The following is a 13,123-nucleotide window of genomic DNA, read 5'->3' on the forward strand; positions in this document are numbered from 1 at the left end:
ATTTGGGCTTTGCGCGGAGACATGACATTCAACGCCACCGTTCTCACCCTTTATCCGGAGATGTTCCCCGGCACGCTCGGCATCAGCCTGGCGGGCAGGGCGCTGACCGAGGGGAAGTGGGCCATGAACCCAGTCCACATGCGCGATTTCACGACGGACAGGCACCGCACCGTGGACGACACGCCCGCCGGTGGCGGCGCGGGCATGGTGCTGAAGGTGGACGTGCTGGCCGCGGCGATTGACCACGCGCGCGCGATCAATCCCGACGCGCCGGTGATCGCGATGACGCCGCGTGGAAAGCCCATTTCGCAGCAGCGCGTGCGCGAACTGGCGGACGGCCCCGGCGTCACTATTCTCTGCGGCCGTTTCGAAGGCTTCGACGAACGGATTTTCGAGGGCCGCGACGTCGAGGAGATATCCGTCGGCGATGCGGTGCTTTCCGGCGGCGAACCCGCGGCGATCCTGCTGCTTGATGCTTGCATTCGGCTGCTTCCCGGCGTAATGGGCGCGGCTTCCAGCGGGACCGAGGAATCGTTCGAGGACGGTCTTCTCGAATACCCGCAATATACCCGACCCACCGAGTGGGAAGGGCGCACGATCCCCGAAGTGCTGCGATCGGGGGATCATGCGAAGATCGCCGCCTGGCGGAAACAAAAGGCGGAGGAAGATACACGGTCACGCAGGCCGGACCTTTGGGAACGTCGCAGTGACGTTCGGGGCCAGCCTGCCTCTGGCGCGCGGCGCAAAAACGAGGACTTAGGTTCATGAACCTGATTCAGCAGATCGAGGCCGAGGAAATTGCCAAGGCCGCCAAGGATATCCCGACCTTCCGTCCGGGCGACACCGTCCGCGTCGGCGTGAAGGTTGTCGAAGGCACCCGTACCCGCGTCCAGGCTTACGAGGGCGTGTGCATCGCGCGCTCGAACCGTGGCATGGGTTCGAACTTCACCGTACGCAAGATGAGCTTCGGTGAAGGCGTGGAGCGCGTATTCCCGCTCTATTCGCCCAACATCGATTCGATCACCGTGGTTCGCCGCGGCGTCGTGCGTCGTGCCAAGCTGTACTACCTGCGCGGTCGTACCGGCAAGCGCGCTCGCATCGCCGAGCGTCGCGTCAACGACGCCCAGGGCTAAGCTGCGCTTCATGTCCGGCTCTGCGGGGCCGGGCAACTTGAAAGGCGGTTCGGTTTCGAACCGCCTTTTTTGTGCCTGTCTGTCGTCATGAGACGGGAGCGGCGCCAGCGACTTTGTTCGCCCATGCTGCGGTGCACAAATCAGCATTTGTCATCCGGACGGCGGAAAAACGCGACAAATTGCCCTTTTCGGCCGTGTTTAGCCTTTGACACCGCAGGTAAAAACGGCTCAATTCCGTCGCGTTTAGAGGCGAATCCGATTATCCCGACACATCCGATTCAAATGAAAGGTTAGGGGGTACCCATAATGAACAAGAACGATCTTATCAGCGCCGTTGCAGACTCGAGCGGTCTTACCCGTACCGACGCCACCAAGGCTGTCGAAGGCGTGTTCGACGCCATTTCCGGCGCGCTGAAGGCCGGTGACGAAGTTCGCCTCGTCGGTTTCGGCACTTTCTCGGTCGCCAAGCGCAAGGCCTCGACCGGCCGCAACCCGCGCACCGGCGAGCCCATGGAAATCAAGGCTTCGGCTCAGCCGAAGTTCAAGGCCGGCAAGGGCCTCAAGGACGCTGTCAACTAAGCATCCTTGCAGCCTGCTACGCCTCGCAGGCTGAATACGATTACGCCGCGCCACCCTCTGGGTTGCGCGGCGTTTTTCGTTCTACGGAAATGGACGTCTGTTGTTCGGTGAGCCGATCAGGGCGTCAGCCTGACCAGAGCAGTCGGTGCCGCCGGCGTGCGCGGATTGACCTTCCAGACCAGGGCCTTTCCATTCGGAACCGAAACCGGCCCTTCATCGGTGTTGTTGGCAAGGATTTCTCCGTCAGTGGTCAGCGTGAAGGTGCCGTCGGCGTCGACGGTGCTGTCGGACGTGTCGCCGCCCTTGTCGTTGGCAGCAAAGCCGCTCATCATGGCTCCCATGCCCGCAGCACCGCCCTGAGGGCCGAATGCAGGGGCATCCAGACGCACAGAGCCGTCCCGCCGTAGCGAAAGCTGGACGAAGGCATTGTTCATCGCGAAGCCTTCGATGGTGGGGAAGGTGAAGTCGTGATCGAGCCGGCCCGTCATCGCGAAGTCCACGTCGAACTTGCCGTCACCCACGTAATCGACCTTGTTCCACCCCACCTGACGGCGCAGCTTTTCGGCGATCTGCTCGCCGGCCTTGGGATCGCTGGGATCGAGACCGCCGAGCAGCATCTGCGAAGCCTCCGCGTCGCTCTTCTTCTTTCGCTCGTTCGACGCTTCCCAATCCGTCTTCTGCTTGGCGAGTTCCTCGTCGGTGCAGGGGCGTTCGTTGTAGTCTTCGTCGTGGCAGGCTTCGGGTTCGTAGGGCTTGGGCTTCGATGCCTTGAGAGGCACCATCACGATCTCACCGGCATAGCGGAAGGTGAATGTGCGGTTCTTCCGCAGGTCCAGCGTGGATGTGAACTTGCCGGGCGCGAAAATGCAGGCCGCCGCCAGGAGCGCGAGGGCGGTGACCCCCAGCCCTGCAAGAAGGCGGCGTCCCAAGGGACGCCGTTCGATGCGATTCATGATTGTGCCCCTCAGGTGTGCGATTATGCTGACCGCGTCGCCGCAGCGTAAAGCGCGATGGCTGCCGCGTTGCTGACGTTGAGGCTTTCCATGGCCTCGCTGATCGGCAGTTTGGCGATGGCATCGCAGTGCTGGGTGATGTTGTGGCGCATGCCGTCTCCTTCGGCGCCCAGAACCAGCGCGACGGGGCCGGTGGGCAGGGCGTCGCCCAAAGTGGACTCCGCCTCGCCGTCGAGCCCGATGCGCCAGTATCCGGCCTCGGCGATCTCTTCGAGCGCACGGGCCAGATTGACGACGCGAATCCAGGGAAGGATCTCCAACGCGCCGGACGCGCTTTTGGCGAGGGTTCCCGATTCGGGGGGCGCGTGACGATCCTGGGTGACGATCGCGCAGGCATTGAAGGCCGCGGCCGAACGCATGATAGCGCCGACGTTATGCGGATCGGTCACCTGGTCCAGCACCACCACCGGGCGCGATGGATCGCCGTCGAGCACGTCGTCGATGAAAATGTCGTCCAGCGGGGCGCATTCGAGGACAAGGCCCTGATGGGGCGCATCGCGTGCCACCAGGCGCGCCAGATCGGCAGGCTGGGCCCACTCCACCGGGAAATCGCTGGGCAGTTCGCCGTCGAGCGATTCCACGCCTTCCCGAGTCGCCCAGAGCTTGCGGTGGCTGCGATTCGGATTCTTCAGCGCCGCTTCCACGGCGTGGCGGCCCCACAGGCGAACCATGCCGGTGCTGGCCCGCCCGCTGCCACGGCCGTTTTTCATCCGGCCGGCGCGACCGCGCAGCGGCTTCCCCGAACGTCCGCCTTCGCGGTCGCCGTCTTGCGGATCGCTACGTTTTGTCATGAAAATCGTCCTTATTCGAAAAAACTGTGCCGCTCCTGCCATTCCCCCCATTGACAGGCAAGGCCGCGTTCTACATAGGCGCGCTCCTCGGCAGCGAGGCTCTGGTTTCGGAGCTTCAACACAACGGGTCTTCCGAAAGGAAACCCCCGCCAGCAACTGGTGTGGACAGGTGGCCGAGTGGTTAAAGGCAGCAGACTGTAAATCTGCCCGTGCAAGCGTACGCTGGTTCGAATCCAGCCCTGTCCACCACCGGTTCCTCCAGATGAGCATTCCCTTCGGGGCTCCCGGAACCTACTCCTACCACGAAAAATAAGCTCGTACGTTTCGGCGTTCGGGAACAGGGTCGTGCTTCCCGGCATTGCGGGGGCGGTGGACAGTGACTAGAGGACGGTGATGCCCGGAGAAATTCTCGACAATCAGGGACGCGGCGAAGCGTCCTGGAGCTGGCCTTCCATTCACCCGGAAGGTCGCAAGTTCGGCGCCATCGCCGGTGCCGTCGCGCTGGTAGGCTGGATCGCATTCGGTCCGCTGGTAGGCCTGCCGCTCGCTCTGCTCACTTACTGCGTCCTTGCCTTCTTCCGCGACCCCGTTCGCGTGACGCCGCAGGACGACCGCTACATCGTGGCACCTGCCGATGGCCTGGTGACGTTGATCGGCAAGGTCGCGCCTCCGCGGGAGCTGACGGTAGAGGACGGCAGCGGCTCGCAGCCGATGTCGACCGAGCCGGTGACCCGGATCTCGATTTTCATGAGCGTCTTCGACGTTCACATCAACCGCAGCCCCATCGGCGGCACCATACGTCGGGTGATCTACATTCCCGGCAAGTTCCTCAATGCAGACCTCGACAAGGCGAGCGAGGAGAACGAACGCCAGCATATCCTGGTCGAGCGTGGCGATGGCCTGCGCGTCTGCTTCACGCAGATCGCCGGCCTGGTGGCCCGCCGTATCGTTCCTTTCGTCAAGCCTGGCGACATGATCGCCTCGGGCCAGCGCATCGGCCTGATCCGCTTCGGCAGCCGCGTCGACGTCTATCTGCCGGCTGGAACCGAACCGAAGGTGCTGATGGGCCAGCGGATCGTCGCCGGTGAAACGGTGCTGGCGGAACTGGGATCGGCGCCCGTGATCGAGGGTATCTCGCAGTGACCGGCGAGCCCGGCGGCATCGAGGGCGGCACGGCAGGGAGCGAGTCCTCCCCCGGACGCCGCCGCATCGCCGGTGGGCTGCCGATGCGTGTTTTCGTACCCAATGCCATTACGGCAGCGGCGCTCTGCTCCGGCTTGACCGGCATCCGTTTCGCCATCGGCGGGGATTACGAGCGCGCCGTTCAGGCCATCATCCTGGCCGGCCTGCTCGACGGCATCGACGGTCGCGCTGCGCGTCTGCTGAAGGCCCAGACGCGTTTCGGCGCCGAACTGGACAGCCTTGCCGACTCGATCTCGTTCGGGGTCGCTCCGGCTCTGATCGTCTATCTGTGGACGCTTCATCAGCTTCCGAGCATGGGCTGGATCGCGGCGCTTGCCTTCGCGATCTGCTGCGTGCTGCGCCTGGCGCGCTTCAACTCTCGCCTCGACGAGCTTGATCAGCCGCACAAGCAGGCCGGCTTCCTGACCGGCGTTCCTGCGCCTGTCGGGGCAGGGCTGGCATTCCTGCCGATGTATCTCTGGATCGCCACCGGACTGTCGGTATTCACGAATCCCGTCGCCGTCAGCATCTGGATGGTGATGATCGCGTTTCTGATGATCTCCAGCCTGCCCTCGCTCAGCTGGTCGCGAATGCGGCCGCCGCCCAGCCTGCGTCTTGGCGTCATTGCACTGGTGGGACTGACCGTGGCCGCCTTGCTGACCGAACCGTGGTTCACGCTGGCAGTGATCACGATCGCCTATATCGTGCTGATACCGATCGGCATCGTCACTTATGCGAAAGTCAGGCGGCGATCTCAGCGCCACGCTCGGGCCATTCAAGACCGGGACGTTCCGCCACATTCCACGCCGTATTCCCCTGGGTCACGTTCCACTGGAGATGACGGCGCGAGCGAAGCAGACGGTCCTTTCTGAGCATGGAAAGCGCGGGCATCGGCACGCGCTCCGCCGCCTTCCAGTCGAGCGTCATGGAATCGGTGCACGCGCGAAGCTGCTTCGACAGCATCCGCGCAGCCCCGGCATGGCGCAGCCAGCTTGAAGCTATGATCTGGGCTGCGACGAGTGCAGCCATGGCGAAGAGGCAGGCGGCGAAGACAGTCATGACATTCCCTTTCGAACCGACATCCAGCGCTTACGCGGATCCGAATGCCTCCAGCCCTGTGGAGAGCTTGTGGAAAATCCAGAATCGTTCTATTAATGTTCCTGTGATCTGGTTGTTCTCAATTTGTTCTTCTGCTGTCAAGCGGAAATCGGTCCGGTCGATGTGCGCGGAATTTCTGCAGGCCGTCGTTATTAAGGGGCATTATCCAACATGAGCGGCGTGCCTGAAGGCGGGTTCCTCGCGGATCTTGGCGGGTTGGACGAGTGGTGCAGCGACAACGAGTTCGACGTTGAGGAGATCGATTCGTCCGAACTGGTGTTGACCGATCAGGACACGGGCAGCGTCTGGTCCGTGTTCGGCGTGGACGACTGGATCCAGATCAAGGGCCTCGTGCTCGAAGAGGTCGAGCCCGGTGCGGCCTTGTGCATCACGCTTGCCCGGCTACATGACCGCCTCCTCGGCTGCCGTTTTTCGGTGGACGCCCAACACGGGCTGGTCATCATCGTGGACCTGATGCCATCGTGCCGTTCAGCGGCAGCGATTGCAGAGGCGATCATTCAGATGCAGGCGATCATCGATCACACAAGCGACCTGCTTGAAGATGTCGTTTCTTCCGGTGTCGAAGCCGATGACAGGAAGATCGACCAAGCCTTCGGCCTGGAAGGATCGCGCCGGCTTCATTGATCGTGACTAGGCAGCCGGCGACCCGCGTCAGGCAGCGCGGTTTTCGATACGGCGCAATGCCGGGCTCAGCGAACGAGGATGGTGTCGACGCGCATTTGCGCGCGCGGGAGGTAGTCGCTGGCCAAGGGCCTCTCCCTTGCGGACACAGACCGGATTGGCCGATGCTTCAATCTGTCGTTTCAGCCGTCGAAACGCGGGAAGGGCGGTTCTGTAGCTGGTCCAGATCGTCATGAGCGCGATTGTAGCGCCGATGCCGAACAGGATGGATGAAACGACACTCATCGATTGAATCCTTGTTCTTGCCATCCCCTCAGGCGTTGAAGCTGGGACGTCTTCGGGGCTGTCGGCCCTTGGGACTACTCTGTGGAAAACCCTGCAAAGGCCCCATGTTTCCCCCGGATTCGGGAAGTGAAGGGTGTTAGCGACGAGTTGCCTCGTCCGAACGCCGGATTGGGGCTGGTCAATTGCTCGAAACGGCGCTAAGGGCGGCCCCGCTCGAAAACACCATATCGAATTCGCGATATCGGCCGATTCGGGCAATCCACATGGAAAGCGCACATACCGGTGCCTTGGCGGTCGCGATCAAGCTCCGCCTGGTTCCTGCTTTTCAGAGGCTCAAACCGGAAGGAATTATCTTATGGCGGCTCCCGTCGTCACCATGTCGCAGCTCATCGAAGCCGGCGCACACTTCGGTCACCAGACCCACCGCTGGAACCCGCGCATGAAGCCGTACATCTTCGGCGCGCGCAACGGCATCCACATCATCGACCTGTCGCAGACCGTGCCCCTGATGGCCCGTGCGCTCGAGTTCATCTCGGCCACCGTCCAGGCCGGCGGCAAGGTGCTGTTCGTCGGCACCAAGCGCCAGGCTCAGGAGCCGATCGCCCAGGCCGCCCGCGCCTGCGGTCAGCACTTCGTCAACCACCGCTGGCTGGGCGGCATGCTCACCAACTGGAAGACGATCTCGGGTTCGATCAAGCGCTTCAAGGCTCTTGAAGAGCAGCTTGCTGGCGACACCGCCGGTCTGACCAAGAAGGAAGTCCTTCAGCTCACCCGTGAGCGCGACAAGCTTGAGCTGTCGCTCGGCGGTATCCGCGACATGGGCGGCATCCCGGACGTGATGTTCGTGATCGACGCCAACAAGGAAGAGCTGGCCATCAAGGAAGCCAACGTCCTCGGCATCCCGGTCGTCGCCGTGCTCGACACCAACGTCAACCCGCAGGGCATCTCGTTCCCGATCCCGGGTAACGACGACGCCAGCCGCGCCGTGCGCCTGTACTGCGAAGCCGTCGCCCAGGCAGCCACCAAGGGTGGCCGTGACGCGATCGTCAACAGCGGTGCCGACATCGGCGCCATGGACGTGCCGGTTGCCGAAGAAGCTGCTGTCGAGGCCTGATAGGTCCGGCGACGACTCTTTCGTCATGGAATTGTCGCGCGCCGGGTCCAATGGGCCTGGCGCGCGTTAATTTTTGGGCCGCTGTGCGACCCGGTGAATTTTTGGGCCACTGTACGGCCCTGCAAATTTTAAGGCCATGGAACGTGGCTCCACCAAGCAAAAGGATTTGAGCGATGGCTTACACCGCCGCTGACGTGAAGAACCTGCGCGAGCGCACCGGCGCCGGCATGATGGACTGCAAGAAGGCCCTGGACGAAACCGGTGGCGATCTCGAAGCCGCCGTCGACGCGCTGCGCGCTCGCGGTCTGGCTGCTGCCGCCAAGAAGTCCAGCCGCACGGCTGCCGAAGGTCTGGTCGGCGTTGCCGTTACCGGCACCCGCGGCGTGGCCGTCGAAGTGAACTCGGAAACCGACTTCGTTGCGAAGAACGACCAGTTCCAGGATTTCGTCCGCAATACCACCGAAGTCGCTCTCGGCGTTTCGGGTGACGACGTGGAAGCGCTCAAGGCTGCTGCCTACCCGACCGGCGGCACCGTCGGCGACGCGCTGACCAACAACGTGGCGACCATCGGTGAGAACCAGCAGGTTCGCCGCCTGAAGACGGTCGAAGTCGCTCAGGGCCTCGTCGTTCCCTACATGCACAACGCCGCCGCGCCCAACCTCGGCAAGATCGGCGTTCTGGTCGCTCTCGAATCGGAAGCTTCGGCTGACGTTCTCGAAGCGCTCGGCAAGCAGATCGCGATGCACATCGCAGCTGCCTTCCCGCTGGCCCTCAACGCCGACGATCTCGACGCCGAGCTGATCGAGCGCGAGCGTAAGATCGCCCAGGAAAAGGCTGCCGAATCGGGCAAGCCCGAAGCCGTGCAGGCGAAGATGGTCGAAGGCGCGATCGCCAAGTACGCCAAGGAAAACGCTCTGCTCTCGCAGGTCTTCGTCATGGACAACAAGACCCCGATCCAGCAGGTCGTCGACCAGGCCGGCAAGGAAGCCGGTGCAAAGATCGTGCTGAAGGACTACGTTCGCTTCCAGCTCGGTGAAGGCATCGAGAAGGAAGTCACCGACTTCGCGGCCGAAGTGGCTGCTGCTGTCGCTGGCTGATTCCCGGGGCTGATCCTTCACGGGATACCGCAATAAGAAAAGGGCCGGGAAGCTATGGCTTCCCGGCCCTTTTTCCATGCCTGCTCGCGTCTTCAGTAGGCGGCGGTGAAGCGCGCGCGACTGTGCTTGTGGACTTCCAGTTCGTCGATCATGGCGATGGCATAGTCGGCGAAGCTGATCTTGCTCTCACCCGCATCGTCGGTAACGAGTTGGTCGGTGCCCGGGCGATAGGTGCCGGTGCGCGGGCCTTCGAAGATCAGGGCGGCGGGGGAGAAGAAGGTCCAGTCGATGTCATCGACCTGCTTCAGCGCGTCGAGGAAGGTGATGCCGCCCACCGCGAAAGGCTTCCATTCTTCGGGGAAATCGGGCGAATCGATGAGCCGCTGGCCGGGCGCGACCTCAAGGCTGGCTGCGCCGCCGGTGATGAGAAGACGCGGGACGCTGGCCTTGCGGATCGCGGAGAGCACGGTTTCGGCCGGAACGTCGAAATGCAGGGCGCTGATGACGGCATCGCTGCCGGAGATGAGCGCGCTCAGCGCTGTGGGGTCGGAGGCGTCGCCTGCCTGTGCCGTTACGCCGGGTGCGGCGGCGATCTTCTCGGGGTTGCGTGCGATGGCGAGAACTTCATGACCGCGCGCGGCGGCTTCCTTGGTTATTTCGGATCCGGCACGGCCGCTGGCGCCTAGGACTGCGATTTTCATTACGAGAATTCTCCATCGGTTTCCAATAGTGACCAGGTGTGTCATGGAGTGCGTCTATGCAAGAAGGCACTTTCATCGCACCGGGTTACCCCGAGGAAACCCCGCAGAGGACGCCGGACGTCTATGCGGCCAATTGTCCGACCAGGCAGTTGCTCGACCGCGTTGCCGACAAGTGGAGTGTGCTGATCCTGACGACGCTAGGCACGGGTAGCGGAGAGATGCGTTTCAATGCCCTGAAGCGGCATATCGAGGGCATCTCGCAAAAGATGCTCAGCCAGACGCTGCGTTCGCTGGAGCGGGATGGGCTGGTTACGCGCCATGTCGTGCCGACGGTTCCGGTAACGGTCGGCTACGCGATCACGCCGCTGGGCCGCGAACTGCTCGATGCGCTTCAGGCCATGATCGACTGGGCGGAGCGCCGCATGGCCGAGGTCGCCCGGTCGCAGATTTCCTACGATCTGAGGGAGCGGGAGCTGGCGGCATTATCTCTCTAAGATGAGCGACTTCGGGGAAGCATGGGTCGGTCTTCCGCGACGTCCGCACCTTGGCGATCGGCCGGTCTGCGACGGCGGCTGCGCTACCTCGGAAAGGGTAGTCCGAAGTATCGGGCCGCTCGGCCGCGCTCTTCCACAAGCTCGCCCCTTGGCAAGCCGCCCCTGCGCTCCTAAAGCCGGGCGGCCTGGAATTGGGCAAAGTGCCCAGAGGAGATTGTGCGGCCATGAGTTCTTCCCCCTACAAGCGCGTCCTTCTCAAGCTGTCGGGCGAAGTCTTGATGGGAAGCCAGCAGTTCGGGATCGATCCCGAATTCGTCGCCGAGCTTGCCAAGGAAGTGAAGGCCGCCAAGGAAACCGGCCTGGAGATCTGCCTCGTCATCGGCGGCGGCAACATTTTCCGCGGCATGGCCGGCGCAGCGCGCGGCATGGACCGCGCGCAGGCCGACTACATGGGCATGCTGGCCACCGTCATGAACGCCCTGGCGATGCAGAACGCGCTGGAGCAGCTCGGCGTCGAAACGCGCGTGCAGTCCGCCGTGCAGATGGACCAGGTCTGCGAGCCGGTGATCCGCCGCCGCGCCGAACGCCATCTTGAAAAGGGCCGCGTCGTGATCTTCGCCGCCGGTGTCGGCGCGCCCTATTTCACCACCGATTCGGGCGCCGCTCTGCGCGCTGCCGAAATGCGCTGCGATGCCCTGTTAAAGGGCACGAGCGTTGACGGCGTCTACGACAGCGACCCCAAGACCAACCCGGACGCCAAGCGTTACGATTCGGTCGATTACGATACCGTCCTTGCCGACAACCTGAAGGTGATGGACGCTTCCGCCGTGGCGCTGTGCCGCGACAACTCAATCCCGATCGTCGTGTTCTCGATCCGCGAGAAGGGCAATCTTGCCACCGTTCTCGCGGGCGGCGGCACCAAGACGGTCGTCCAGAAAGGAGCCTGACACATGGCCAAGTATGACAAGGCGGACCTCGAACGCCGCATGACCGGTGCGATCGAAGCGCTGAAGCACGATCTTTCGGGCCTGCGCACCGGCCGCGCCAACACCGCGCTGCTGGAGCCGATCATGGTCACCGTCTACGGCGCCAACACCCCGATCACCCAGGTCGCGACGATCTCGGCGCCCGAGCCGCGCATGCTTTCGGTGCAGGTGTGGGACAAGACGAATATCGGTCCGGTGGAAAAGGCGATCCGCTCGGCCGGTCTCGGCCTCAACCCGATCAACGACGGCAACACGCTGCGCCTGCCGATTCCCGACCTGACCGAGGAGCGCCGCAAGGAACTGGCCAAGCTTGCCAGCTCCTATGCCGAGAAGGCCCGCGTCGCCGTGCGCAACGTGCGCCGCGACGGTATCGAGAACCTCAAGGCCGACGAGAAGAAGAAGGAAATCTCGGAAGACGACCGCAAGCGCGGCGAAACCGAAGTCCAGAAGCTGACCGACGACATGATCAAGCAGCTTGATGATGTGTTCAGCGCCAAAGAAAAGGAAATCCTCGGCAAGTGAGGCCACTGGGCCCCGATTCGAGGAACGCCTGATGGCCAAGAGCGAACCCGTTTCCGCGCGCCACGTTGCCATCATCATGGATGGCAACGGGCGCTGGGCGAAGAAGCGCCATCTGCCGCGTGCGCTGGGCCACCAGCGCGGCGTCGAAGCCGTGCGCCGCGTCGTGCGCGGCGCACGCGAGATGGGCCTGGAGGCGCTGACGCTCTATGCCTTCTCCACCGAGAACTGGCGCCGGCCCGAGGATGAGGTTTCCGACCTCATGAGCCTGATGAAGCGCTTCATCCTCTCGGACCTCGATGAGTTCGCTGCGGCCGGTGTGCGCCTCAAGATCATCGGCGATTACAAAGCCTTCAAGCCCGACGTCGTCGAACTGATCGAAGGCGCGGTGGCGAAGACCGCTGCCAATACCGGCACGACACTCGCGGTGGCGCTCAACTACGGTTCGCAGGACGAGATCGCCCGCGCGGCCACCAGGGCGGCGGCGAAAGGGCCGATCACGCCCGAAACGATCGCGTTGGAGCTGGATACCGCCGACCTGCCGCCGCTCGACCTGCTGATCCGCACGTCGGGCGAAGTGCGGCTGTCGAATTTCCTGCTCTGGCAGGCGGCCTATGCCGAAATGATGTTCACCGAAGTGCTCTGGCCCGATTTCACCGCCGAGCATCTGCGGGAAGCCCTCGAAGACTTCACCTCTCGCGAGCGACGCTATGGCGGACGCTGATCCCACGAGGAAGAACGCCGACCTTGGGGTGCGCACGGTTTCTGCGGCGGTCATGCTCGTCGTGGCTGGCGGCGCACTGTGGCTGGGCGGGGTGGTCTGGACGGCTTTCGTCTGCGCCGTGGCGCTGGGCGTGCTGTGGGAATGGACCCGGTTGGCGCGGGCGGGCACGCAGCATCCTGGAGAGCGCGCGGCGTTCAACTTCGGCGGCATGCTCTACGTCGGTATTGCGGCGGCCATGCTGCTGTTCCTGCGCAATCCGGCCTTCAGCCTGGCGCCCCTACTGACGATCCTGCTTGCCGTGATCGGCGTGGACGTTGGCGCCTATTTCACCGGGCGCAGCCTGGGTGGGCCCAAGATCGCGCCGTCGATCAGCCCGTCGAAGACCTGGTCCGGCCTGCTGGGCGGGGTGCTGGGCGCCACGCTGGTGCTGTTCGGTGCGGCGCGGTTCTGGCAGGAAGGGCTGCTTTCGGTCCAGCCGCAGGGCAATGCCGCCGACGGACCGGCGTGCTTCGGCATGCAGCCCTGCTGGTATCTCACCGCCAATCCGCTGCCGCTTTTTGCGATCTGTCTCATGATCGGCATCCTCGTGGCGGTCTGCGCACAGGCCGGCGATTTCTTCGAAAGCTGGATGAAGCGCCGGGCGGGCGTTAAGGACTCCGGTAACTTCATCCCTGGGCACGGCGGTTTCTTCGACCGTCTCGACGGCTTGCTGGCCGTGCTTTTCGTGCTAGGGCTGATGATCCTTTTCCAGCCACGATGACGATT

General features: G+C 63.5%; 18 protein-coding genes and 1 tRNA gene. 15 read left to right on the forward strand and 4 right to left on the reverse strand.

What is annotated here, in order from left to right:
• Nucleotides 1–21: 21 nt before the first annotated feature.
• From trmD to ACI3K3_RS05435, 3 genes are all read left to right on the forward strand, one after another.
• A complete protein-coding gene (trmD, locus tag ACI3K3_RS05425; protein ID WP_404912597.1) occupies nucleotides 22–768 on the forward strand; it encodes a tRNA (guanosine(37)-N1)-methyltransferase TrmD in 747 nt (248 codons plus the stop codon).
• A complete protein-coding gene (gene rplS, locus ACI3K3_RS05430) occupies nucleotides 765–1,133 on the forward strand; it encodes a 50S ribosomal protein L19 (RefSeq protein WP_404912598.1) in 369 nt (122 codons plus the stop codon). The genes trmD and rplS overlap by 4 nt, the downstream gene beginning before the upstream one ends.
• Nucleotides 1,134–1,439: 306 nt before the next feature.
• Nucleotides 1,440–1,712, forward strand: coding sequence for an HU family DNA-binding protein (locus ACI3K3_RS05435; RefSeq protein ID WP_313434240.1), 273 nt, complete (start codon nucleotides 1,440–1,442; stop codon nucleotides 1,710–1,712).
• A 116-nt stretch (nucleotides 1,713–1,828) separates the two neighbouring features.
• Here ACI3K3_RS05435 and ACI3K3_RS05440 read toward each other — a convergent pair whose 3' ends face one another.
• Both ACI3K3_RS05440 and ACI3K3_RS05445 read right to left on the reverse strand, forming a co-directional pair.
• Nucleotides 1,829–2,665: a hypothetical protein gene (locus tag ACI3K3_RS05440; protein ID WP_404912599.1), complete on the reverse strand. Its 837-nt coding sequence runs from the start codon at nucleotides 2,663–2,665 to the stop codon at nucleotides 1,829–1,831.
• Between the two features lie 23 nt (nucleotides 2,666–2,688).
• Nucleotides 2,689–3,516, reverse strand: a complete 828-nt coding sequence (locus tag ACI3K3_RS05445; protein WP_404912600.1) for a TrmH family RNA methyltransferase — start codon at nucleotides 3,514–3,516, stop codon at nucleotides 2,689–2,691.
• 163 nt (nucleotides 3,517–3,679) lie between these two features.
• Between ACI3K3_RS05445 and ACI3K3_RS05450 the strand changes: the two genes are divergently transcribed.
• The 5 genes from ACI3K3_RS05450 (at nucleotide 3,680) to ACI3K3_RS05470 (ending at nucleotide 6,441) form a co-directional block, all read left to right on the forward strand.
• Nucleotides 3,680–3,765 (forward strand) — tRNA-Tyr (locus ACI3K3_RS05450).
• 144 nt (nucleotides 3,766–3,909) lie between these two features.
• Nucleotides 3,910–4,659 (forward strand): phosphatidylserine decarboxylase, encoded by a 750-nt coding sequence (locus tag ACI3K3_RS05455; RefSeq protein WP_404912601.1) that lies wholly within the window; start codon nucleotides 3,910–3,912, stop codon nucleotides 4,657–4,659.
• An 83-nt stretch (nucleotides 4,660–4,742) separates the two neighbouring features.
• On the forward strand, nucleotides 4,743–5,570 hold the full coding sequence (gene pssA, locus ACI3K3_RS05460) for a CDP-diacylglycerol--serine O-phosphatidyltransferase (protein WP_404912695.1): 828 nt from the start codon (nucleotides 4,743–4,745) through the stop codon (nucleotides 5,568–5,570).
• Between the two features lie 2 nt (nucleotides 5,571–5,572).
• Nucleotides 5,573–5,971, forward strand: a complete 399-nt coding sequence (locus tag ACI3K3_RS05465) for a hypothetical protein (RefSeq protein WP_404912602.1) — start codon at nucleotides 5,573–5,575, stop codon at nucleotides 5,969–5,971.
• The gene (locus ACI3K3_RS05470; RefSeq protein WP_404912603.1) at nucleotides 5,968–6,441 is read left to right on the forward strand and encodes a hypothetical protein; all 474 of its coding nucleotides are present in this window, start codon (nucleotides 5,968–5,970) and stop codon (nucleotides 6,439–6,441) included. Before ACI3K3_RS05465 ends, ACI3K3_RS05470 begins: the two co-directional genes overlap by 4 nt.
• Before the next feature lie 27 nt (nucleotides 6,442–6,468).
• Here ACI3K3_RS05470 and ACI3K3_RS05475 read toward each other — a convergent pair whose 3' ends face one another.
• The gene (locus ACI3K3_RS05475; RefSeq protein ID WP_404912604.1) at nucleotides 6,469–6,723 is read right to left on the reverse strand and encodes a hypothetical protein; all 255 of its coding nucleotides are present in this window, start codon (nucleotides 6,721–6,723) and stop codon (nucleotides 6,469–6,471) included.
• A gap of 355 nt (nucleotides 6,724–7,078) precedes the next feature.
• Here ACI3K3_RS05475 and rpsB point away from each other — a divergent pair, with 355 nt between their 5' ends.
• The gene (gene rpsB, locus ACI3K3_RS05480; protein ID WP_404912605.1) at nucleotides 7,079–7,837 is read left to right on the forward strand and encodes a 30S ribosomal protein S2; all 759 of its coding nucleotides are present in this window, start codon (nucleotides 7,079–7,081) and stop codon (nucleotides 7,835–7,837) included.
• A 173-nt stretch (nucleotides 7,838–8,010) separates the two neighbouring features.
• A complete protein-coding gene (gene tsf / locus ACI3K3_RS05485) occupies nucleotides 8,011–8,934 on the forward strand; it encodes a translation elongation factor Ts (RefSeq protein ID WP_404912606.1) in 924 nt (307 codons plus the stop codon).
• Between the two features lie 92 nt (nucleotides 8,935–9,026).
• Here tsf and ACI3K3_RS05490 read toward each other — a convergent pair whose 3' ends face one another.
• Nucleotides 9,027–9,635, reverse strand: a complete 609-nt coding sequence (locus tag ACI3K3_RS05490) for an NAD(P)-dependent oxidoreductase (RefSeq protein WP_404912607.1) — start codon at nucleotides 9,633–9,635, stop codon at nucleotides 9,027–9,029.
• Nucleotides 9,636–9,691: 56 nt separating this feature from the next.
• Here ACI3K3_RS05490 and ACI3K3_RS05495 point away from each other — a divergent pair, with 56 nt between their 5' ends.
• The 5 genes from ACI3K3_RS05495 (at nucleotide 9,692) to ACI3K3_RS05515 (ending at nucleotide 13,118) form a co-directional block, all read left to right on the forward strand.
• The gene (locus ACI3K3_RS05495; RefSeq protein ID WP_404912608.1) at nucleotides 9,692–10,129 is read left to right on the forward strand and encodes a winged helix-turn-helix transcriptional regulator; all 438 of its coding nucleotides are present in this window, start codon (nucleotides 9,692–9,694) and stop codon (nucleotides 10,127–10,129) included.
• Nucleotides 10,130–10,353: 224 nt separating this feature from the next.
• Complete coding sequence (pyrH, locus tag ACI3K3_RS05500; protein ID WP_404912609.1) at nucleotides 10,354–11,076, forward strand: UMP kinase; 723 nt, start codon at nucleotides 10,354–10,356, stop codon at nucleotides 11,074–11,076.
• A 3-nt stretch (nucleotides 11,077–11,079) separates the two neighbouring features.
• The gene (frr, locus tag ACI3K3_RS05505; RefSeq protein ID WP_404912610.1) at nucleotides 11,080–11,637 is read left to right on the forward strand and encodes a ribosome recycling factor; all 558 of its coding nucleotides are present in this window, start codon (nucleotides 11,080–11,082) and stop codon (nucleotides 11,635–11,637) included.
• A 31-nt stretch (nucleotides 11,638–11,668) separates the two neighbouring features.
• The gene (gene uppS / locus ACI3K3_RS05510; RefSeq protein WP_404912611.1) at nucleotides 11,669–12,358 is read left to right on the forward strand and encodes a polyprenyl diphosphate synthase; all 690 of its coding nucleotides are present in this window, start codon (nucleotides 11,669–11,671) and stop codon (nucleotides 12,356–12,358) included.
• On the forward strand, nucleotides 12,345–13,118 hold the full coding sequence (locus ACI3K3_RS05515; RefSeq protein ID WP_404912612.1) for a phosphatidate cytidylyltransferase: 774 nt from the start codon (nucleotides 12,345–12,347) through the stop codon (nucleotides 13,116–13,118). The genes uppS and ACI3K3_RS05515 overlap by 14 nt, the downstream gene beginning before the upstream one ends.
• The last annotated feature ends 5 nt before the right edge of the window (nucleotides 13,119–13,123 follow it).

This window comes from Novosphingobium sp. ZW T3_23, assembly GCF_044987305.1.
Taxonomy (GTDB): Bacteria; Pseudomonadota; Alphaproteobacteria; order Sphingomonadales; family Sphingomonadaceae; genus Novosphingobium.